19 protein-coding genes are annotated in these 20,003 nt (G+C 61.8%); 9 read left to right on the forward strand and 10 right to left on the reverse strand.

The features are described 5' to 3' along the window. Nucleotides 1-48: 48 nt before the first annotated feature. Nucleotides 49-708, reverse strand: coding sequence for an FMN-binding negative transcriptional regulator (locus tag R8871_RS05170; protein WP_175049351.1), 660 nt, complete (start codon nucleotides 706-708; stop codon nucleotides 49-51). Between the two features lie 141 nt (nucleotides 709-849). Between R8871_RS05170 and pdxR the strand changes: the two genes are divergently transcribed. Continuing rightward, a complete protein-coding gene (gene pdxR / locus R8871_RS05175; protein ID WP_175049352.1) occupies nucleotides 850-2,373 on the forward strand; it encodes a MocR-like pyridoxine biosynthesis transcription factor PdxR in 1,524 nt (507 codons plus the stop codon). A 38-nt stretch (nucleotides 2,374-2,411) separates the two neighbouring features. Here pdxR and R8871_RS05180 read toward each other — a convergent pair whose 3' ends face one another. The 3 genes from R8871_RS05180 to R8871_RS05190 are packed head-to-tail and all read right to left on the reverse strand — an operon-like array spanning nucleotide 2,412 to nucleotide 6,632. Further along, a complete protein-coding gene (locus tag R8871_RS05180) occupies nucleotides 2,412-3,869 on the reverse strand; it encodes an efflux transporter outer membrane subunit (protein ID WP_175049994.1) in 1,458 nt (485 codons plus the stop codon). 17 nt (nucleotides 3,870-3,886) lie between these two features. Next, on the reverse strand, nucleotides 3,887-5,524 hold the full coding sequence (locus R8871_RS05185) for an MDR family MFS transporter (protein WP_407673120.1): 1,638 nt from the start codon (nucleotides 5,522-5,524) through the stop codon (nucleotides 3,887-3,889). Further along, complete coding sequence (locus R8871_RS05190; protein ID WP_246287393.1) at nucleotides 5,490-6,632, reverse strand: HlyD family secretion protein; 1,143 nt, start codon at nucleotides 6,630-6,632, stop codon at nucleotides 5,490-5,492. Before R8871_RS05190 ends, R8871_RS05185 begins: the two co-directional genes overlap by 35 nt. Before the next feature lie 109 nt (nucleotides 6,633-6,741). Between R8871_RS05190 and R8871_RS05195 the strand changes: the two genes are divergently transcribed. Beyond that, nucleotides 6,742-7,503 carry a CerR family C-terminal domain-containing protein gene (locus R8871_RS05195; protein ID WP_175049353.1) on the forward strand — a complete coding sequence of 254 codons (762 nt, stop codon included), beginning with the start codon at nucleotides 6,742-6,744 and terminating at the stop codon, nucleotides 7,501-7,503. Nucleotides 7,504-7,642: 139 nt separating this feature from the next. After that, nucleotides 7,643-8,044 (forward strand): hypothetical protein, encoded by a 402-nt coding sequence (locus tag R8871_RS05200; protein WP_175049354.1) that lies wholly within the window; start codon nucleotides 7,643-7,645, stop codon nucleotides 8,042-8,044. A gap of 94 nt (nucleotides 8,045-8,138) precedes the next feature. On the opposite strand, the gene R8871_RS05205 is transcribed toward R8871_RS05200, so the two are convergent. Further along, nucleotides 8,139-8,510: a hypothetical protein gene (locus R8871_RS05205; protein ID WP_175049355.1), complete on the reverse strand. Its 372-nt coding sequence runs from the start codon at nucleotides 8,508-8,510 to the stop codon at nucleotides 8,139-8,141. A gap of 465 nt (nucleotides 8,511-8,975) precedes the next feature. After that, nucleotides 8,976-9,875, reverse strand: coding sequence for a LysR family transcriptional regulator (locus R8871_RS05210; RefSeq protein ID WP_175049356.1), 900 nt, complete (start codon nucleotides 9,873-9,875; stop codon nucleotides 8,976-8,978). A gap of 123 nt (nucleotides 9,876-9,998) precedes the next feature. Here R8871_RS05210 and R8871_RS05215 point away from each other — a divergent pair, with 123 nt between their 5' ends. Together R8871_RS05215 and R8871_RS05220 are read left to right on the forward strand one after the other, a co-directional pair. Next, the gene (locus tag R8871_RS05215) at nucleotides 9,999-10,781 is read left to right on the forward strand and encodes an SDR family NAD(P)-dependent oxidoreductase (protein ID WP_175049357.1); all 783 of its coding nucleotides are present in this window, start codon (nucleotides 9,999-10,001) and stop codon (nucleotides 10,779-10,781) included. After that, on the forward strand, nucleotides 10,759-11,259 hold the full coding sequence (locus R8871_RS05220; RefSeq protein WP_175049358.1) for a nuclear transport factor 2 family protein: 501 nt from the start codon (nucleotides 10,759-10,761) through the stop codon (nucleotides 11,257-11,259). The genes R8871_RS05215 and R8871_RS05220 overlap by 23 nt, the downstream gene beginning before the upstream one ends. Nucleotides 11,260-11,430: 171 nt before the next feature. Here the strand turns inward: R8871_RS05220 and R8871_RS05225 are convergent, their stop codons facing one another. From R8871_RS05225 to R8871_RS05235, 3 genes are all read right to left on the reverse strand, one after another. Beyond that, nucleotides 11,431-12,804, reverse strand: coding sequence for an MFS transporter (locus R8871_RS05225; RefSeq protein ID WP_175049359.1), 1,374 nt, complete (start codon nucleotides 12,802-12,804; stop codon nucleotides 11,431-11,433). A 4-nt stretch (nucleotides 12,805-12,808) separates the two neighbouring features. Continuing rightward, nucleotides 12,809-13,561 carry an alpha/beta hydrolase gene (locus tag R8871_RS05230; RefSeq protein WP_175049997.1) on the reverse strand — a complete coding sequence of 251 codons (753 nt, stop codon included), beginning with the start codon at nucleotides 13,559-13,561 and terminating at the stop codon, nucleotides 12,809-12,811. 186 nt (nucleotides 13,562-13,747) lie between these two features. Then, a complete protein-coding gene (locus R8871_RS05235) occupies nucleotides 13,748-14,875 on the reverse strand; it encodes a C45 family autoproteolytic acyltransferase/hydolase (protein WP_175049360.1) in 1,128 nt (375 codons plus the stop codon). 239 nt (nucleotides 14,876-15,114) lie between these two features. On the opposite strand from R8871_RS05235, the gene R8871_RS05240 reads away from it, so the two are divergent. Continuing rightward, entirely contained in the window at nucleotides 15,115-15,993 is an 879-nt protein-coding gene (locus R8871_RS05240; RefSeq protein WP_246287395.1) for a LysR family transcriptional regulator, read from the forward strand. Nucleotides 15,994-16,022: 29 nt separating this feature from the next. Here R8871_RS05240 and R8871_RS05245 read toward each other — a convergent pair whose 3' ends face one another. Further along, entirely contained in the window at nucleotides 16,023-16,697 is a 675-nt protein-coding gene (locus R8871_RS05245; RefSeq protein ID WP_175049361.1) for a helix-turn-helix domain-containing protein, read from the reverse strand. Nucleotides 16,698-16,797: 100 nt separating this feature from the next. Here R8871_RS05245 and R8871_RS05250 point away from each other — a divergent pair, with 100 nt between their 5' ends. From R8871_RS05250 to R8871_RS05260, 3 genes are read left to right on the forward strand one after another with little or no spacing between them, the layout of a single operon-like run. Then, a complete protein-coding gene (locus R8871_RS05250) occupies nucleotides 16,798-18,084 on the forward strand; it encodes an MFS transporter (protein ID WP_175049362.1) in 1,287 nt (428 codons plus the stop codon). Nucleotides 18,085-18,099: 15 nt separating this feature from the next. Then, entirely contained in the window at nucleotides 18,100-19,626 is a 1,527-nt protein-coding gene (locus R8871_RS05255) for an amidase (RefSeq protein WP_175049363.1), read from the forward strand. Between the two features lie 4 nt (nucleotides 19,627-19,630). Further along, complete coding sequence (locus tag R8871_RS05260; protein ID WP_175049364.1) at nucleotides 19,631-19,987, forward strand: RidA family protein; 357 nt, start codon at nucleotides 19,631-19,633, stop codon at nucleotides 19,985-19,987. The last annotated feature ends 16 nt before the right edge of the window (nucleotides 19,988-20,003 follow it).

Consider the following 20,003-nt stretch of genomic DNA (forward strand, 5'->3'; position numbering starts at 1 on the left):
TTCCTGCCCAGCATCAGAGACCGCACTGGTCGCGGTTTTTGATGAGCGTCAGGCGGGGGAATCGCCTGCCTTTGCGGCCTTTATTGCGGCGCACTCAAGCATGGCTTCGCCGATCACGTTTTCTCCCCGCTCGTTGAGGGCAGTGCCGGCCCCTTCTATATCCCGCACTTCCTTGTTCTGGCCGAGCTTGATCTTCCCGACCAGGCGGGTGATTTCGATCTCGACCCCGACAATCGCCTTGAGCATCATGTCGATGTAGTCGGCCGTGCTGTCCGTCATCTTCCACGGACGAGGCTGGGAAGCTTCATGGGTCCGCGTAAGACGGGCGACCAGCCCGCGAACATAGCGCTCGTCGTCGCGGATGGTCACCCGGCCGTGCGCGTGGACCACCCTGTAGTTCCATGTCGGCACCTGCCTGTGAAGCTCGTGCTTGCTCGGATACCAGTTGGGCGAGATGTAGGCGTCGCCCGCGCGAAACACGACCAGTACCTCGTCTCCGTTGGCCACGTCCTGCCAGACCGGATTGGCGCGAGCCACGTGAGCATGCAGGACGCCATACGCGCCTTCGCCGGCTTTCAGATCAAACGGAATGTGGTTGGCGTCCAGACCGCTTTTGCCGTGCGTGAACAGAGTGCCGAACGGATTCTCTGTGATCAGCGCGTGCAGCACCTCGGTGCGTGGTTCATCAAAATGAGTGGGTACGTACATAGGGGGCTCCGTGATGAGTGCAGCGATGCGCTAACCCTCATTGCAGGCAACGCCGGTGCGGCAGGCCTGTGAAGAATTGTGGCGGCAAACTGGTTTATATTGTAGAACCAGTTTGGATCATTTTCATTGGACCAGAAAGTCATGGCTCGCAAACCGAAAGCGGTGGAAGTTCCGGCGATCGGCATCCTGGATCGAGCCGCGGGCCATTTGGGCCGTCAGCTCGCGCAGGCACTCCGCGACGCCGTCCGCCGTGGCGACCTCAAACCCGGCGAAGTGCTCCCCTCCACACGCACGTTGGCTGCTTCGTTGCATGTTGCACGGGGAACTGTCGTCGAGGCATTCGAGCAACTGATCGCCGAAGGCTTTCTGCAATCGCAGCCTGGCTCCGACACACGCGTCGCGCAATCGCTGACGCTGCCTGCCGACGCCCGAGGGCGATCCTCATCCGTTGAAACTGCCCCGCTTCCAGAACGCGCCCGTCTGTTCGCACAGGTTGCACGTCAGTTCTCTGCCGTCCCGCAGGCGCCTTTCGCCGTTTCGGTACCCACAGGCCCTGCCGCTCCGGACGATGCCTGGCGCCGGCTCGGCAACCGGCTGCGCGCCCGCGGACCTGGCGCTCCGGCCGGGTATGGCGACCCACAAGGAGCGCTGGCGCTGCGCGAAGCGGTGGCCGACTACGTCAGGAAATCGCGCTCGGTTCGTTGCGAGGCTGAGCAGGTGATCATCACCAGCGGCACACAGCAAGGCCTTTACCTCTCATGCCAGGTGCTGCTCGACGGCGATGCGTCAGCGTGGGTGGAGGACCCGGCGTATAGGGGCATTACAGCCATTCTGGAAAGCACTGGTCGCCCTGAGCGCATGATCCGGGTGCCCGTCGATGCGGAGGGCCTCAACGTCGATGCGGGTATCAAGCTGGCCCCGCATGCACGTGCGGCATTCGTCACATCGTCGCACCAGTATCCGCTGGGAATGCCATTGAGCATGGCGAGGCGCAACGCGCTGCTGGCGTGGGCCAGCGCGAACAACGCCTGGGTGGTGGAAGACGACTACGACAGCGAACTGCGTTATGCGGGACATCCGTTTCCGTCGCTTCAGGGGCTCGATCCTAACCGCGTGGTCTATCTCGGCACGTTTAGCAAGATCCTGTTTCCGTCATTGCGGCTCGGCTATGCGGTTGTCCCGCCGAACCTCGTGGAGGCATTCTGCGGCGCGCGCGTGCTCATGGATCGCAATCCCCCAAACGCAGATCAGCACGTGCTGGCAGCCTTCATTGCAGAAGGCCATCTGGACCGCCACATCCGGCGTATTCGTGGCGTCTATGCGGACCGCCGCGCGTGCATCATCGAGACGCTCGAGCGACTGCTGCCGAAAGAGGTTGCCTGGTTGCAGCCGAGCGATCAGGGCATGCACCTCGTGCTCTGGCTTGGCGGAGACGTCGACGACAGGCTCGTGGCGTCGTTAGCAGGTGAGAGTGGGGTTGCTGTACGAGCGGTATCGCCCATGTACTCCAATGGAAAAGGTCCAATGGGTTTGATACTGGGTCTAGGTGGTTTCAGCGACGCCGAAATCGAAGTTGCCACGCAACGTCTCGCCTCGTGTATCGAGGCTGCGGCAGAAGCGGCGCGCCGTGCGAATCCGCAGGGCGCCGCTACCGCTAAAGCGTAACTGAATGATCTAGCCGGAAATGGTCGGCCCGGGCGGCGCTAGCCCTGCTGCGCTTGCCAGCCAATGCCGAGGCTTTTCTGCAGCGACACAAAGTCCTTGAGCAACTCGGCCTGTCCCGCGACCACATTCTGCTGCGCAGTGAATTCTTCGCGCTGCGTGTCAAGCAGATCGATCAGCGTGGCGACGCCGGCGGAATAGCGCTGCCGCATCAGCGTAGCCGAGTGGCTTGCGGACGATTCCACCTTTTGCAGCGTGACGACATGATCGCGCTGATGCCCATAGCGCGAGAGCGACGAGTTCGCGTCCTGCAGCGCGCCGAGCACGGCCTTCGTATAACGCGCTTCGGCTTCGTCACGCGATGCCTCGGCTGCGTGGACGCTGCCCAGTGTGCGGCCAAAATCGAACGCGTTCCATTGCAGATACGGCGCGCCGATCCAGCTGAAATTGTTCTTGCGCACGAGATGACCCGGATCGCCTGCGCTGAAGCCGATATCGCCGAGCAACGTCACCTTCGGGAAAAAATCCGCGATGTGTTCGCCGATCTGCGCATTGCTCGACGCAAGCCGCCGCTCCGCAGCGCGAATGTCGGGACGCTGCTGCAACATCGCCGACGGATCGCCGATCGCCACTGTGCCGGGTAACGCCGGCAGCGGCCGCGTGCTCGCGAGTTGCTGGTCCAGCGCGCCAGGCTCACGGCCGGTCAGCACCGCGAGGCGGTCGAGCGAATCGGTCAGTTGCGCGTCGAGCGGGATCAACGTTGCGCGGGTGTTTTCAACCTGCGTGCTCAGGCGTTCGACATCGAGGTCTGCTGCCGTGCCGCGCTCCCGGCGCTGCTGCGTGAGCGTCAACATCTTCTGTTCGGTTTCCGCCTGACGCCGCGCGAGTTCAAGCCGCGTCTGCTGATCGCGCAGTTCGATGTAGGCCTGCGCAACCTCGGCCGCGAGCGACACCTGGGTGTCCGCGAGATCGGCGTCGACGGCTTCCGCATCCGCGGACGCCGCTTCGATGGCGCGCCGCGTGCCGCCAAACAGATCGATTTCCCAGGTGGCGTCGAAGCCCGCGGTATAGAGCTGCAACGGGCCACGACCCGACGACGCTGTACTACTTCCAGAGCTGAGCGAACTCAGATCAGGCGAGCGCATGCGCAGCGCGGCAGCATCGCCCGAGATTTTCGGCAATTCGTTCGCACGTTGCTGCTGCAGTTGTGAACGCGACTCCCGCAACCGGGCCTGCGCAATATGCACGTCGGGACTATGTGCAAACGCGGCGGCAATGAGATCGTTCAGCTGCGGATCGTTGAATGCGAGCCACCACTGATTCGGCGCGGGCGTTGCAATCGTAGCGTTAGCCGGAGCACGCACGAAGGTCGCGCTGCTGCGGGCGTCCTGCGCAACCGGCGGTGCGCCGTGATAGTCCGGGCCGACCGTGCAACCCGACAAAGCGGACAGAAACACGGCGGCGGCCAGTGCGATAGACGAAGGACGGTTGAACATCATGGTGTGATGAAAAGACATTAGTGTCCGGCGGAAGAAGGCGGCGGGGCATTCCGGTTGGGTGTTTTCAGAAGCAGCGCAAGCGGAATGCAGGCGATCAGCGCGATGCCTAGCAAGTAAAAGGTTTCCGAATAGGTCATCACGATGGCCTGCTGCTGGATTTGCGCGCCGAGTTGCCCGAGCGCGCGCACCTGCGAGTACGCCATGTCGCCTGTATGGGCGAACCAGTTCGCCGCGTTTGCCGCCAGGCTCTCCTGGCCGATCAGCGAATTGGCGCTGACTGACTCGCGGATCATCGCGGTATGAAAGGTCGTGCGCCGGTCGATCACGGTCCCGATGATCGCAAGGCCGATCGATCCGCCGAGATTGCGCGCCATGTTGTAGAGACCGGCGGCGTCGCCGGAATCTTCGCGCGACACGGCCGCCATCGACGCCTGATTGAGCGGCATCATCGCGAGCATCTGTGCGGTGCCGCGTATCAGCTGCGACCAGATGAAATCGTGCCCGACACTCTGTGCCGTCAATTCAATGTCGATCATGCAACTGATCGCGTACAACACCAACCCGGTGATCACGAGCACGCGGAAATCGACTTTGCCAAGCAGCCGCGGCAGGATCGGCATGATCATGAAGGCGGGCAGCCCGGAAAGCAGCATGATCGCGCCGGACTGTTCGGCGTTGTAGCCCGCGACCACCCCGAGAAACTGCGGCAGCAGATACGACACACCATAAAGCGCTGCGCCGACCGCGGACACGATCACGATCACGCTGGCGTAATTCGGGTTGCGCATCAGACTCAGCCGCACGATCGGTTTCTTCGCGGTCATTTGCGAGGCGGCGATCAGGATCATGCCGAAGAGCGACACGCAGGTGAGCGCCATGATCATCGACGATTCGAACCAGCGCTCGCGCTGACCCTCCTCGAGCACGACCGTGAGCGAACTGAGGCCGATCGCAAGACCCACGATGCCGAGCCAGTCCGCCTTGAAAAACGCTTCCCAGTGCGGCCGGTCTGACGGCAACCCGACGGTCAACAGGGTCATCAACGCAAGGCAGATGGGCAGATTCATGAAGAAGCACCAGCTCCAGCTGATGTTCTCCGCGAGCCAGCCGCCCACAACCGGTCCAAGCAACGGCCCGAGCAATACGATCAAGCCGAACATGGTCATGCCGACAGGCATCTGCGATAGCGGCAGGCGCGTGCGGATGATGGTCTGCGCCGTCGGGATCAGCGCGCCGCCAGCGAAGCCCTGCCCGATGCGGCCGACGATCATCATCGGTAACGTGTGCGACCAGCCGCACATCATCGAGAAGGCAATGAAAAACGCTGAGTTGATCAGCAGAAAATTACGCAGGCCGAACACTCGCGTAAGCCATGCCGCCAGCGGAATCATCACGATTTCCGACATCAGATAGCCAGTCGAAATCCAGGTGCCTTCCGTACCGGTGGCGCCGATTTCACCCTGGATCTGCGGCAGCGCGGAGTTCGTGATCGAGATGTCGAGCGTCGCCATCAGGGCGCCGAGCGCGCCCGCGGCGACGGCGATCCAGTCGCCGACGCTGGCCCGCTCTTCCCCACGCGGTGCGGCTGGCGCGGCGGCGGCGGGAGCTGTGGTTCCCGATTCAGCCACGATGGTTCTCGCTGTCGATGCGCGCATCACGATCGCGCGCTGAACGTGTGTCGACATCCACGGTTACCGACAGCCCCGGCAAGAGCACGCTGCGCGTTTCCGTACCCGTGTCGATGCGAATCCGCACGGGGACCCGCTGCACGATCTTGGTGAAGTTGCCCGTGGCATTTTCCGGCGGCAGCAGCGCGAATTGCGAGCCCGTGCCGGGCGAGAAGCTGTCGATCACGCCGTGCAGCGTATGACCGGGCAACGCGTCGACATGCATTTCCACCGGCTGACCCACGCGCATCCCGCCCACCTGCGTTTCCTTGAAGTTCGCCAGCAAGTAGGTGCTTTGGACCGGCACGACCGTCAGCATCCGCGTGCCGGGTTGTACGTACTGACCCACGCGCACGGTGCGATCGCCGACCTTCCCGCCGAGGACACTGCGCACCACGGTGTTGTCGAGATCGAGATGCGATTGCTGCGCGCTGGCCTGGGCCGCTTCGAGTTGCGCGCGCGCCTGCGCGAGCTGCGCGGTGGCCGAACCGATCTGCGAGCGTGCTGCCTCGACCGCCGCCGCATTCGCGGCGAGCGTGGCATTCGCCTGATCGCGGCTGCTGGTCAATTCCGCCAGCCTTTCGCTGCTTTCAGCGCCGGTGGCCACGAGCGGCGCGTAGCGGCGCACTTCGTCGCTCGCATGCTGCGCGCTCACGCGCGCCACCTGCTGCTGCGCCTGGGCTTGCGCAATGTTGGACTGCTGCTGCTTGATGTCGGCCTGCGCGCGTTCGATGTCAGCCTTGCGTGCATCGATTGTGGCCCGCGCCTGGTCGAGCGCGACCTGATACTGGCGGGCGTCGAGATGGACGAGCGGATCGCCCGGCTTCACGACCTGGTTGTCCGCGACGTAAACTTCCGTGACGTAGCCGGCGATCTTGGGCGCCACGGTGACGCTGTCGGCCTGCAGATACGCGTCGTCGGTACTTTCGATGAAGCGGCCCACGGTCCACCAGCGGGCGAGCCAGACGGCGCCGACGATCAACGCGACAACGCCGAGCGCGATCAGCACCTTGCGCCGGCTGGGACGCCTCGCGCCTGCTGCGGGCGAATCTTCGGCGGGTATGGGGCGGGAGGGAGAGCCTGCGGTCGCTGACATCGTATCGGTCCAATTGTTTCCACGTGGCACAATTATTCCAGTTGATCAAATTGTGTCAAGTGATATATTTCTTACGAATTCCCGCAATACGTGTAATGGAGAAAGATGCATGAGCACCGCAAAGAAGCTGCGCCGCTCGCCGGAAGGCGGCTATGCACGCGGCGACGAAACGCGGCACCGGATCATCGAGGCGGCGATCGAACTGTTTGGCGAACACGGTTTCGAGGGCGCGTCGACACGCGACATCGCGGCCCGCGCCGGCGTCAACGCGCCCGCACTGCAGTACTACTTCGAGAATAAGGAAGGGGTGTATCGCGCATGCGTCGAGATGCTCGCCGACGACGCATGGGAGACATTCGGCCCGGCTATCGACCGTGCGCAGGAAGTACTGCGTGAGAACGCCGACATCCCGGCGCTGATCGACGCCTTCCTCGGTATTCAGGTAGCGATCGCGCACGCCGCTTTCATCAAGGCATGCAAACCTGGCCGGCGGATGTTCTTCGCACGCGAACAGGCAGGACACGAACCCCAGAGTGCCATGCAGATTTTCGGCGCCCGGATCCGCCAGCCGCTCAACGATGCCAGCACGGCGCTAGTGGCGAGAATTTCCGGGCGTGCGGTCGACGATCAGGTCACCTTGATCCGCACCTTCAGCCTGCATGGGCAAATGGTTATTTTTCACATTGCGCATCCGTCCAAGCTGTCGATGCTCGGCTGGAAAAGTATTGACGCGGAAAAGGCGGCGCTGCTCACGTCGACCATCCGCGAGCAGACTCGCACGCTGCTCGAACACTGGAGCCGGGAACGCGACGAGGCGCACACACCCGCAGCGAAAACCACGGGCAGGGGAAAGTCACGCAAGCAGCCGTGATCTCAGGGTGGCGCACCTTACGGGCTCGTCACCCCCGGTCCTTGGCACGCCCATCGCCTGACGGGTCGCCGCGTTCAGCGCCCTTGCGCAAGATGCCATTACAATCCAGCACTTCGATCCGACAACGGTGATTTGCGCCATGAAATATCTCTCTGCATTGACATTCGCCGCGGTCATCGCTGCCGCAAGCTCAGTCGCGACGGCCCAAACATCCGCGGGCAACGACACACCCAAACTGCAGTGCGCGATTGGATATGTCACCGGTGTCGGTGGAGCGGCTCAGAGCTTTCGCGACTACCTCGCGACGCCTGACCGAGACAAGTATCGCTTTGTTGCTGACAACCCGATCCAATGCAAAATCTCCGACGAGGGTCGCGCGTCTGGCTGTACCGGCGTAACAAACCTTAGCCGTGAAAAAGTCAGCGTGTATGACGACGTCGACAACGCGACGATAGCCGTGGTCGCGCGCGTGGAACTCGAGCACGGGACCTACCCGGTGATCATCGTCGTGCGGCGGCAGGATGTGAAGTGCGAGGAGTGAGCGCTGTCTGGCGCGTCATTGACGATCGCCGGTTGGGTGCGAGCAACAACCCAGCCGGCGAAGAGAGGATTCCGAATCGAAGACGCCGTTGTGATCAACGGCGTTTCATTTTGATCACACGCGAAATCTGGCCAAGCGTAAATCCGGTGTTCTGCACGTATTTGGCGTAGTCGAGTGGAGCAGTGAACGATTCGTCGGTAACGTACTCGCCCATGTAACGGAATCGGTCAGTTGCTGTTCGGACAAAAACAGGAAGCGGCTCGGTCTGTCGCGCGAGCGTGCGGCCGGCCGCACGTGCAGCGGCACTGCTATCGCAGACGATCACATCCGGGGCATAGGGGTTGAGGTCCTGACGCAATCGCGCAGCGACAACCCTGCCGCCCTTTGTCGGCAAGAATGCCTGCTTGCATCCTCCCGTCACCCTGTGAATGTCTTCGCGGGAATACTCTTTTCCAATTTCAAACATGATTTTTCTCCGAAGAATGACGCCTGGCTTTGAAGCAGCGGCGTCAAGCGGAGCGATGATATCGAGGTGTGTCTAAAGCCCTCGTATAAAGAGTGAGCTACTTGATAAAGAAGGTATGTGGGTCGAGAGCAATAGCAGGACGTGCGATTAGATATGCTGAATTTACGGCAAGCACCGCGCGGTTTTATAAATTCGTTATACGGTTGATGACAGAATCTCGTGGTCACAGAGCGAGGGTCTAAATGATTCGGCCGGAATCACCCTCTCTGTCTCCGCAGTCTTCCCGTTCGCGTTTTTCCGTAGACGGTTGCCGCAAGCGCTTGTAGGAACACGCCGAGGTGTTTTGGGGGCGAAAATCGCACGACGTGCATGGATCGGCCATAAACCAAGGATGTGTTTCTACGAGTGCTTGCGACAGCGTTGCGCTACGCGCGGCGAAGTCACCCAGCCATTTCCCGCCACAACTCACGCAGACGCGAACAACGTAGCGGCCCAATCCGCAAACACCCTCACCTTGGTGCTATATCTTCGGCTAGGCGGATACGCGATATAAACGTCAAGCGGGTCCGGTCGCCATCGCGTGAGAATGGGTACAAGTTTCCTCTGCTTGATGAAAGGGCGAACCATAAAATCCAGCGTGTGGACGATCCCCAAACCAGCCAGTGCGGTAGCAAGGTGCGAATTGCTCTCGCTAACAAGAACGTCGTGGCGTACGCGACCAAGCGTGATCGTCTCCTCGTCCCTGCGAAACATAAGCGGTTGCGTCACACCTGTACTGGCAGAAAAGTATCCAACAACCGGCAGGTTGTTATCCACGATTTCCTGAGGATGTTTCGGCGTGCCGTGCTTCGCAAGATACGCGGGACTCGCACATGTGGTCCACACAAGCTTCCCGATTGGATGCGTCACGAGATCCGGATCATCGGCTGTACTTCGAATTGCGCAATCTATGTTTTCGGCGACAAGATCTGCGGTACGGTCAGTGACGCTTAGTTGAACCTGTATGTCCGGGTAACGTTCAAGAAAGGCCGGCAACGCGGGAATGAGAATGCCGCTTGCAGTCGATCCACCGGCGTCGACTCTCAGCACACCACGCGGGCTCGCCTCCTCCCGGCCGAGCGTCGCCTCGATGTCATCGAGCTCGCTGAGGAGTTGCCGGGTGCGCTCATAGTAAGCCGCGCCATAGGTCGTCACGCTGACCCGCCGCGTATTGCGCTCCAGCAGTTTTACGCCAAGATGCGCTTCCAGTGACTGGACCCATTTGCTCGCCGTGGCATTGGGCATATTCAGAGAAAGGGCCGCCCGCCCGAAACCTCCTGTCTCGACAACGCGGACAAAAATGCGAATGGCCTGCAAATGGTCCATGGATTTACCTCGTCAATTATTCACACAGGTGAATAGATAAACCACAATATACATATTTATCTGTGTGGGTGTTTAAACTAAGCTGGGCTTCTCCATCCACACAGCTGAAGCAGGAGCCCAGAAATGACAACGTCTCTCTACGACAACATCCATTCGACCAGGCATGCGGGAAAGGTGGCGCTCGTCACCGGCGGCGGCACCGGAATCGGTCTCGCGACCGCCAAGCGCCTCGCTCGCGAAGGTGCAACGGTGTTTATCACCGGTCGACGCCAGGCAGAATTAGACGATGCGGTATCTGAAATCGGGCACGGGGCACGGGCGATTCGCGGCGACATTTCGTCGGCCACAGACCTTAAGAGAATCGTCGACACCGTGTCTGAGGAGCATCAGCGGATAGACATTCTGTTTGCCAATGCGGGCGGCGGCGAGTTCACCCCGCTCGGACAGATCACCGAAGCACAATTCGACAAGTACTTCGACATCAACGTGAAAGGCACCCTGCTAACCGTGCAGAGCGCGTTGCCGCTTATGCAGCCCGGCAGCGCCATCGTGATAACAGGATCGATCACATCGATACAAGGCGTACCGGCATTCGGCGTTTATGCCGCCACCAAGGCCGCCTTGCGCTCCTTCGCACGCACCTGGGCATCCGATCTCAAAGGCCGCGACATCCGCGTCAATGTGGTCGCGCCTGGTGTCGTCGTCACACCTGCCTACAAAACCGAACTCAAGATGAGCGACGAACAGATCGAAGCCTATTCCAGGGAGGTTGCCGAAACGACACCGCTTGGCCGTGTCGGCAGCACCGATGAAATCGCCAAGGCAGTGTCCTTTCTCGCCTCGGACGATGCCAGCTATATCACCGGGATCGAACTGTTCGTTGATGGCGGACGCGCGCAAGTCTGATTTTTTCGGCGCCGGTTCGATGGCTGCTCGACATTGGCGGGCAGCACTCATTTTTAACGCACGGGCTGGTGATGCCGGTGAACTGTCGCCCGGCCCGGCCCGTGCCTACTCAAAGGAATTCACGATGGAATTTTCTGTGAATGAACTGATGAAGCGAAACTTGCTCGCCGTCTTCAGCGAGCGAGATTCTGTGGCGCGAATGAAGGAACTGGAAACCATCTGGCTGCCTGAGGGTATCTTCGTCGATCCGGACGGCCGGCATGTCGGCCTCGACGCCATCCACCGCAGGGTTAATGAGTTACAGGCGAGATTCCCCGGTTTCGACTTTGTCGAGCGTGGACCCGTTGACGTGATGCATGGAATCGGACGTCTCGCGTGGGGATATGGGCCCGACGACAATCGAACGGCCGTGACGGGCATCGACATAGCGGTCACGCGCGACGGGAAAATTCTCGAACTGTACGTGTTTATAGACTGACTATTGGGGGACGTCTGGATGATCCCGATTAAGGTGACATCGACGCCTGCCGATGCCACCAAGGATTCACCCGGCGTGCATTTCTTTGACGTCTGATAACGTCCACCGCGTTAGATGAGTTCCGCGATTCGATCGATGAGCAATGCCGCAGGAACGGCCAGTCCGCACGACCTAAACCGCCGGATCGCCGGAGTCCACACGCTGCTGCATACCTGCCTCGCGTGCCGCACGCCGTTGCCTGCGCTCCAGCCGGTCTTCCTGCAACACTCGCCGTCCGGTGCGCGAAACGAGCACGAGCGCGATTGCCAGCAAGCCTGTGCCGAACAGGTAGCTCGGTGGAATGAAGTGCGCGTCCGTGAAACGCGCCACCAGCGAGATATAGAACGGCGCCAATCCGCCAAACAGCATGACCGAGGTGTTATACGAAATAGCCACGCCGGTGGACCGCCCCTGCACGGTGAATATCTTGACCAGCATCCCCGGATGCGCCGCGCCTTGCAGGGTCAGGAAGAGTATGCCGACAACCCGTACGATCATCAGACGGCTCTCCGTGGGGTCGGCCAGCAAATACGCGAACAACGGAAAGACGCAGATCAGCCAGCCCACGATAAAGAAGAAGAACAGCCGATAGGCGCCGACACGGTCCGCCAGCAAGCCGAACACTGGCGACAGAACGCACATCACGATACTCGTGATGAATATCCCTTGCAGCGACGAACTGAGCGACAGATGCAACTGAAGCTGCGCGTAGGTTGGGAGATACGCATTCCAGACATAGTTCAGCGACGTGCCGGCGATCATCACGCCCATCGCGCACACCACGGCATCGCCGTTCTCACGCACAAAATCGCGTAGCCGCTCGCGCATGGGCGCCCGTGCCGCGGGGCGTGCCTGCAACCGGTTGAATTCATCCGATTCGTCGACATGATGGCGGACGTAGAAACCGATTGGCCCGACCAGCGCGCCGATCAGGAACGGCACGCGCCATCCCCAGGCCGACAGATCCGCATGCGACAGGTGACTCGAAAGCAGGTAACTACACCCCGAAGACAACATCGCGGCGATCCCGAGCGACAGCATATTGAAGCTGCCGTAAAACATCTTCCGGTTGGGCGGCGCGACCTCGTAAATCGTCACCGACGACAGCGCGAATTGCGCCCCCACCGCGAAGCCTTGCACCAGGCGGCCGACCACCACCAGCAGCGGCGCGACGAGCCCAAGGGTCGCGAAGCCCGGGGTCAGCCCGAGGATCAGCGAGCCCACCGACATCAGCACCATGATCCACGACAGCACCTTCACCCGCCCTACCCGGTCCGCGACCATCCCCATCACAACGCCGCCGATTGGCCGGACCAGGAAGCCGACCGCAAACGTGGCGAAGGTCAGCAACAACGCCCCGCTGCGATCGACGCTGGGGAAAAACACCCTGGCGATTGTGCTCGAAAAATAGGAGTACACCATGAAGTCGAACCACTCGAAGGTGCCTCCTATCACCGTCGATACAATGGTTTTAAAGACTTTCCCTGAATCGCTTTGGGCGTCCATGTGTTTATCCTCCGGCCCGCAGGGTGCGCAACGTCTGCGCAAAGAAGTCCTGAACCACCTCGACGACCTGCATGCCGTTGTGGGCGATATTGGCCATCTCGTCGAAGCGCACGCGAACGCCGGCTGCCTCGAACGACGCCTTCAGCGTGCGCAGCCGTTCCGGGCGCGTCGCGCCGGCATCGTTGATACCTGGCAGATACATCGGGCTATCTTCGGATACCGTAATTTCCCAGGTTTCCAGATCTGCCCGGCCTACCACCATCTGCACCGGCACACGCTGCAAGGTGGCCAGATCGAACGGCTTGCCGAAGTGACGCTCGAAGCCGCCCGTACCTAGCCACCAGTCCTTCGTGTCATCGAGTACGGTGACGTTGCCTGGCGCACCGATCGACGCGGCCCATAGCCGCTCCGGATGCGCGTACGCAAAGCGGTTCACGTACTGCCCGCCGCCCGAATAGCCGAACAGTGCGAACTTGTTGAAGTGCTTGCCATAACGCTCGCCCACTTCGGTCACCATGTCGAGCAGCACTTTGTCGTAGCGGATATCGCCTTCGATCAGGCGCTTGAAGCCGCTGCGCTCGCCATCGCCGCGCACGCCAACCGGAAACAGCGGGCACAGCACGATGCAACGGTTCCAGCGGCCGAACGGCGCGAACGCATCGCGATACTGCGTGAACTGACGCCCCGTGCCATGCATCACGACGACTAGCTCCACGTCGTTGCCAGGCGTCAGGACTTCTGGCGGCACATACAGCACATACGGAAAGCGCGGATCGTGGCGGCTCGCGTACACGGTGGTCGAACCCAGGTCGTACAGTGCCTGCGCTTTCTCATGACCCGGAGTGGATCGCGTCTCTGCATCGAACATCTGTCATTCCTCTCTGACGATTTCAGCGGTCTCGTGTGTGCCACGCGTTGCGCGGCACACGTGTTTATTCACAGCTCACGCCGCTTCGGCGAGCGGTTCGTGGTGCAGGCTGTAGCGGGTGAAGATGCGGTTGAGCGCGGGCAGCGGCGCGACATCCATTTCCCCTGCGGCCGGCACCATGACGATCATCGCGACCGTCGCGGTCATCGTGTGACGTGTACCCGGGCGCGGCGGACGGCACACCGAAAACGGCGTGGCGAACGCATCGAACAGTGCAGCCTTGACCGCGTCGCGATCCACCTTCGGTGCGGCCTTCAGCAACTGACGCACACGCCAGTCGCGGTAGTAGCTGTCCGGCGAGCTCTCGCAACCGGTATCCAGCAGCTTGGTGCGGGCGACCGGGCTGATCCAATGGTTCGCATGCACGATCATCTGGTCGTCGTCGGGATAAATCGGGAACGCTTCGTTCGGCGCGCATTCGAAGTCGATGCCAAAGCCCTCGGCCATGCCGAGCATGATGTTGTTCGAACACGATTTCGGCGTGGTGGCGATCACCCGCAACGCGTTCGCGAACACCGGCTCTTCCAGCACGCGCCGGCGCAGCAGCGACAGCGGCACGCCCAGTTGCATGAAGTCACGTTCGGACTCGAGATAATTCGCGGTGATCGACACGCCCGCGGCATTGAGCCCGCTACGCGCAAGACCGCCCGCTTCGACGAAGGTCAGGAAATCGGGGCCGTCGTCGTTGCGTACGCGCAAGACGATGCCGGTATCGACGCAATCGGCTTTCCAGTCCCAGTTCTGCGCGTGGATCAACTGCCCGGTCGACGTGCGCGACGGCAGCACCAGCACGCCGGTACAACCGTCTTCGTCGTCGGCTTGCAGCGCCATTTCGGCTCGCGCCTTGGCCAGCACCTCGGTACGGGCATTGATCATCACGATGTCTTCGAACGGCACTTCCGCGCCGGTGGCGATGCCACGCATCTCGTCCAGGTACTCAGGTTGAAACTCGCCGATGACCTGTTCGAGCGAGCGGATCAGCGCTGTCTGCGACGCCTCGCTGTAGCCAAGATTGCGCAGCGTCTGGCCGTAGCGGGATGCGCTCAGGCGCACACGCGCCGCCGCCGCACGACCGTATTGCAGGCCGCGCTCATACGGCTTGCCTGACACGCTAACGAATGGAAACTGCTGGATTTGCGACATGTGTGGGACTCCTCGCCCTGGCTGCCGCCGAGGACATGAAGCGGGCCTAAGCCCGCGCTGACGCCATCGGCCTGATTTGTGACAAATCGATTCTCATCGGCCACAAACAAAATAAAAAGCGTTATTTTCTTTACCGAATGGAAAGAAAAATTTTCGTTTCGTGCGATCATGCAACGCGTGGAGACGGGGAAAAATCGTGCAAACCGTGCACGTCCCGAAGGGCCTGGAGGAGATTCCGCATGAGTGAAATTCGAATGCTGCGGACGTTTCTCGCTATCGAGAAGCACGGGACCATGGCGGCCGCCGCCGATCGCATGGCGCTCACGCATGCCGCTGTCGGCGCGCAGATGCGCACGCTGGAGCGCGTGTGCCAGCGGCAGTTGTTCGACCGCAGCGGGCGCAGCATCCAGTTGAACGATGCCGGCCGTTCGATCATCGAGCAGGCGCGCATGGTGGTGGCCGCGTACGACTCGCTGTTGCGCGGCGTGGCCGACAAACTCAGCATCGAAGGCTCGATCACGATCGGCTCGACCGCGTCGTCGATGGGGTTTCTGGCGGCCAACGTGATCCAGTTGAGGGTCTCCTACCCCGGCCTGAAGGTACGTCTCACGCACGGCGACAGCGCGGAATTGGGGCGCCAGGTGCGCGCCGGAGAAATCGACGCAGCGGTGATCGTCAGCGAACCCCGTGTGACTACGCTACCCGAGTTGTGGGAGCGCCTTTACGATGAGCCGCTGGTATTGCTGGTCAATCCGGCGATCGCCGCAGACGATGCGTCGGTGACCTCATTGCTGAAGCGGCATCCGTTCATCGGCTTCGAAGCGGCATCGCTGACAGGCACCCATGTGGCGAGCCTGCTCCGGCGGCTGCGCGCCGAGGTCAATCCTATTCTGGAAATGAACTCCATTGCCGCGATTGCCGATCTGGTTCGGCAGAACGTGGGCGTGTCGATCGTGCCGCGTTTGCGGCACGCCGCCTGGGACGAAGACCCGCTGCTGTCGGTGAGGCCCATTCCGGGCACGGCGTGGCGCCGGCACATCGGATGGTATGAATTCGGGCGGCAGCCGCTGGCCACCGCGATCGTCAAGAATCAATTGCTTGCGGCGCTGGCCGAGTAACGGCGCAGCGCCGGGCGGCAATGCGCCGCTCAGATGGCGTCATTCGGCCGATGCTCATCCGTATCTACGCAGCACACCAACACCTCCGCATCGTCCTTGCCGAGGCTCAGGTAAACATGCCCAATCGAGCTGTCGAAATACAGGCTATCGCCCGGCATCAATTTGAACGACTTGCCTTTCTCAAACCGCAATTCCAGTTTGCCGGCCAGCACAAAGACGAACTCCTCGCCTGAATGCCGGATGTACTCCGGGAAGTCCGAGACGGCGCGGGCGCGAATATGCGCGCGCATCGGCACCATCCGCTTGCCGGTCAGATTGTTGGCGAGCATGCCGTACTCGTAGTTCGGCGTGTCGTAGATCTCCTGTTTGCCGTTCGCTGTAAAGGACGGTTTCATCACGCCCGGCGGCTGGCTGCGTTTGCGGCTGCGCCTGAAAATCGCGTCGAACTCCAGTTCAAGCGAATGTGCCAGGGCCGCGAACTTGTCGTAGGTCAGGGCAATATCGCCGCGCTCGGCCTTTGAGATCGTCGATACGGCGATGCCGGAGCGCTCCGACAACTCCGTCAGGGTCAGCCCGCGCGCCTTGCGCGCCTGCCGCAAATGGCCGCCTACCAGTTTGTGGTCGAGCGCGGGTGGCGCCTCATGCGCCTCATGCGGCTCGTGCGACTCCTCGGCCTGCTTGTCCATCACTGCTGCTTTGGCCATCTCACTCACTTCCACAGAAAATTTTCTCACATACGAGAATTTATTTTTTCTCGTATATGATAACTCACGTCGATTCCACCCTTTCTGTGGGAACCCTATCGTGTCTACCCTTGCTCTGAGTAAGTCCGGTCTGACGAAAACCCACGTTATCACCGCCACGACGATCGGCACGGCGCTCGAATTCTACGACTTCACGATCTACAGTTTCTTCGCGATCCAGATCGGGCAACTGTTCTTCCCGGGCGCAACGCCAGTCAATCAGTTCCTGCTGTCGATCGGCGTGTTCGGCGTAGGGTTCGTGGTGCGGCCACTGGGTGGAATCGTGATCGGCGCCTACGCGGACCGCGCGGGGCGCAAGAAAGCGATGGTTCTCACCATCATGCTGATGGCGCTGAGTTGCGCGATGATCGCTTGTGCGCCGACCTATGCCGTGGCAGGGCTCGCCGCGCCGTTGATCGTGTTGAGCGCGCGCCTGATCCAGGGCTTCGCCGCAGGCGGCGAGTTCGGTCCGGGCACCACTCTGCTGGTCGAATATGCGACCGACAACACGCGCGCCTTCTTCGCCAGCTGGAACTTCGCGGCCACCGCGGCCGGTCTCGTGCTCGGCGCGCTCGTGGCCACGCTGATCAATGCCGCGCTGCCCAAACAGGCGATCCTCGACTGGGGCTGGCGTATCCCCTTTCTGCTTGGCATCGTCGCCGCTCCGGCCGGCATGCTGATCCGCAAGCGGCTCGAAGAAACGCTCGCCGAGCGCAAACCCGGTGAAGCGCCGCCGCGCGGCGCGTTGAAAGCGGCGCTGACCACGCATCTGAATCTCACCATCCTCGGCACGTTCGCCGAACTGGGCGGCTCCGTGTCCGTCTACATCACAGCGTTTTTCCTGCCGAGCCATGCGGTGCGCGCCTTGCATCTGTCGTCCACCGCGGCTGTCACGTCGGGCATTGTCAGCTCGCTCGTATTGTTCGCGGCGGCGCCGCTGGCGGGCATGCTCGCGGACCGCTTCAGCCGCAAGCGCGTGCTGGTTATTTCGCGCGTCGTGATGCTGCTGCTCGTCTATCCCGCTTTCGCCTTCCTCAGCGCGCATCCGTCGATGACCGCGCTGTGCGTCGTATCGGCCGTACTCGCCGTGTTTGTCGCAGGACAGATCGTGCCGGTGCTCGTGATGATCCCGGAACTCTTTCCGAAGCATGTCCGCGCAACCGGTATTGCGCTGACCTACGTAGTGAGCGCATCGTTCTTTGGCGGCTTCTCGCCGTTCATCGCAAGCTGGCTGGTCGCGCAAACCGGCAATCCGCTCGCGCCGGCCTGGTATGTGGCCGCCGCGTGCGCCATCTCGCTGGTGCCGGTAATCTGGTTAAAGGACCGTACGGGCGAAGCGCTCGCCTGACGAATCGAGGATGCAATGAGTCACGATAATGAACTGGTTGGACGCAGTGCCGTTGAGCTGCGCCGCATGATCGGTGCGAAAGAGATTTCGCCGGTCGAACTGCTCGACGCCTGCATTGCGCGTATCGAGGCGATCAATCCCGCCGTCAACGCAGTGACCGCGACGGACTTCCCGGCCGCGCGAGTAGCTGCGAAGCGCGCTGAAAAGCAGGTGCTCGACGGCGAAGCGCTCGGCTTGCTGCACGGCTTGCCGCTCGGGGTCAAAGACCTCGAAAATACAGCAGGTCTGCTGACGACTTATGGCTCGCCCATGTCGCGCGGCAACGTTCCCACTCAAGACGTGGTGCTGGTGGAGCGCCTGCGCGCCGCCGGCGCGATTGTCACCGCGAAGACCAACGTGCCGGAGCTCGGCGCGGGCGCCAATACGCGCAATCCGGTATGGGGCGCAACGGGCAATCCTTTCAACCCCACGCTGAACGCGGGCGGCTCGTCGGGCGGTTCGGCCGCCGCGCTCGCGTGCGACATGCTGCCGGTCTGCACCGGCTCCGATACCGGCGGGTCCTTGCGGATTCCGGCGTCGAAATGCGGCGTGGTGGGCTTTCGTCCGACGCCCGGCCTCGTGCCGAATTCGCGCAAGCTGGTCGGCTGGTCGCCGATCTCGGTGGTCGGGCCGATGGGCCGCACCGTGGCCGAGGCCTGCCTGCAGCTCGCCGCAACCGCGGGAATCTCCGCTGGCGATCCGCTCAGCTTTCGCGTCGATCCGCTGGACTTCGCGCGGCCTGACGATATCGACCTCAGCTCGCTGCGAGTCGGCTGGACCGAAGACTTCGGCAGTTGCGACGTCGACGGCGAAATCCGCAAAGTGTTCCGCGAGCGCATCGCGCTGATCGCGCCATCGTTCCGTTCCTGCGAGCAGGTGAGCTTTGATCTCGGCGACGTACACCGCTGCTTCGACGTGATCCGCGCGGAGAGTTTCGTCGCCGGTCTGCATGATGCCTATACGCGGGACCCGAACCAGCTCGGCCCCAACACGCGTGCGAACTACGAAATGGGCGCGAGCATGAATCTCGCCGACAGCGCCTGGGCACAAGCCGAGCAGACCCGCATTTTCAAACGCTTCCAGAGTGCGTTCGAGCAGTACGACGTGATTCTCTCGCCGACCACGCCGATTTCACCGTTCCCCTGGCAACAACTGTACGCGGCGCAGATCGACGGCCGCGAACAGGACAACTACTACCGCTGGCTCGCGCTGACCTACGTCGTCACGCTCACGACGCATCCCGCCGTGTCGCTCCCCTGCGGGGTCGACCATGCGGGCATGCCGTTCAGCTTGCAGATCGTCGGCCCGTTTCATGGCGATCGGAAAACGCTCGCCGTCGCGCACGCCATGGAGCAGGTCTTCGATCAATCGCCGGTCTTGCGCCGGCCGCGTCCCGATCTGTCGAAACTCACCCAGGCTGATCCGTCGCTGAAGTCGATCGTGACGGCGCCGCCTCTTTTCAACGAGTCCGGCCCGAATGACGCCGGCATTTCAACGGTCTAAACACATGTCGAATTCAATCGAACGTCTGCAAACGAATGCGCGCATGAGCCAGGTGGTGATCGCCAACGGCGTGGTGTATCTGGCCGGCCAGGTGCCCGACACGGCCAACGTCTCCGTGACCGAACAGGCCAACGAAGTCCTCGCGCGTATTGACACGCTGCTGGACGCGGCCGGCGTTGACCGTACGCGCCTGCTGTCGGCGAATATCTGGCTGAGCGATCCGAAGCACTTCGCCGAATTCAACGCAGTGTGGGACGCCTGGGTGCCGGCCGGCCACGCGCCGACCCGCGCCTGCGTCCAGGCGCTGCTGATGAAACCCGGCTGCGATGTCGAAGTCGCGGTGACGGCACTGTCGGCGTAATCGTCCGTCCGTGAAC

Origin of the sequence: Paraburkholderia sediminicola, assembly GCF_902859805.1 — a bacterium.
Taxonomy (GTDB): domain Bacteria; phylum Pseudomonadota; class Gammaproteobacteria; order Burkholderiales; family Burkholderiaceae; genus Paraburkholderia; species Paraburkholderia sediminicola.

Bases quoted from the DNA above. Each gene is read 5' to 3' on its own strand.
- R8871_RS05170 (WP_175049351.1), bottom strand. From the start codon at position 708: ATGTACGTACCCACTCATTTTGATGAACCACGCACCGAGGTGCTGCAC.
- R8871_RS05180 (WP_175049994.1), bottom strand. From the start codon at position 3,869: ATGATGTTCAACCGTCCTTCGTCTATCGCACTGGCCGCCGCCGTGTTT.
- R8871_RS05210 (WP_175049356.1), bottom strand. From the start codon at position 9,875: ATGGACCATTTGCAGGCCATTCGCATTTTTGTCCGCGTTGTCGAGACA.
- R8871_RS05235 (WP_175049360.1), bottom strand. From the start codon at position 14,875: ATGTCGCAAATCCAGCAGTTTCCATTCGTTAGCGTGTCAGGCAAGCCG.
- R8871_RS05195 (WP_175049353.1), top strand. From the start codon at position 6,742: ATGAGCACCGCAAAGAAGCTGCGCCGCTCGCCGGAAGGCGGCTATGCA.
- R8871_RS05200 (WP_175049354.1), top strand. From the start codon at position 7,643: ATGAAATATCTCTCTGCATTGACATTCGCCGCGGTCATCGCTGCCGCA.
- R8871_RS05215 (WP_175049357.1), top strand. From the start codon at position 9,999: ATGACAACGTCTCTCTACGACAACATCCATTCGACCAGGCATGCGGGA.
- R8871_RS05260 (WP_175049364.1), top strand. From the start codon at position 19,631: ATGTCGAATTCAATCGAACGTCTGCAAACGAATGCGCGCATGAGCCAG.
- R8871_RS05255 (WP_175049363.1), top strand. From the start codon at position 18,100: ATGAGTCACGATAATGAACTGGTTGGACGCAGTGCCGTTGAGCTGCGC.
- R8871_RS05185 (WP_407673120.1), bottom strand. From the start codon at position 5,524: ATGCGCGCATCGACAGCGAGAACCATCGTGGCTGAATCGGGAACCACA.
- pdxR (WP_175049352.1), top strand. From the start codon at position 850: ATGGCTCGCAAACCGAAAGCGGTGGAAGTTCCGGCGATCGGCATCCTG.
- R8871_RS05220 (WP_175049358.1), top strand. From the start codon at position 10,759: ATGGCGGACGCGCGCAAGTCTGATTTTTTCGGCGCCGGTTCGATGGCT.
- R8871_RS05225 (WP_175049359.1), bottom strand. From the start codon at position 12,804: ATGGACGCCCAAAGCGATTCAGGGAAAGTCTTTAAAACCATTGTATCG.
- R8871_RS05245 (WP_175049361.1), bottom strand. From the start codon at position 16,697: ATGGCCAAAGCAGCAGTGATGGACAAGCAGGCCGAGGAGTCGCACGAG.
- R8871_RS05190 (WP_246287393.1), bottom strand. From the start codon at position 6,632: ATGTCAGCGACCGCAGGCTCTCCCTCCCGCCCCATACCCGCCGAAGAT.
- R8871_RS05205 (WP_175049355.1), bottom strand. From the start codon at position 8,510: ATGTTTGAAATTGGAAAAGAGTATTCCCGCGAAGACATTCACAGGGTG.
- R8871_RS05240 (WP_246287395.1), top strand. From the start codon at position 15,115: ATGAGTGAAATTCGAATGCTGCGGACGTTTCTCGCTATCGAGAAGCAC.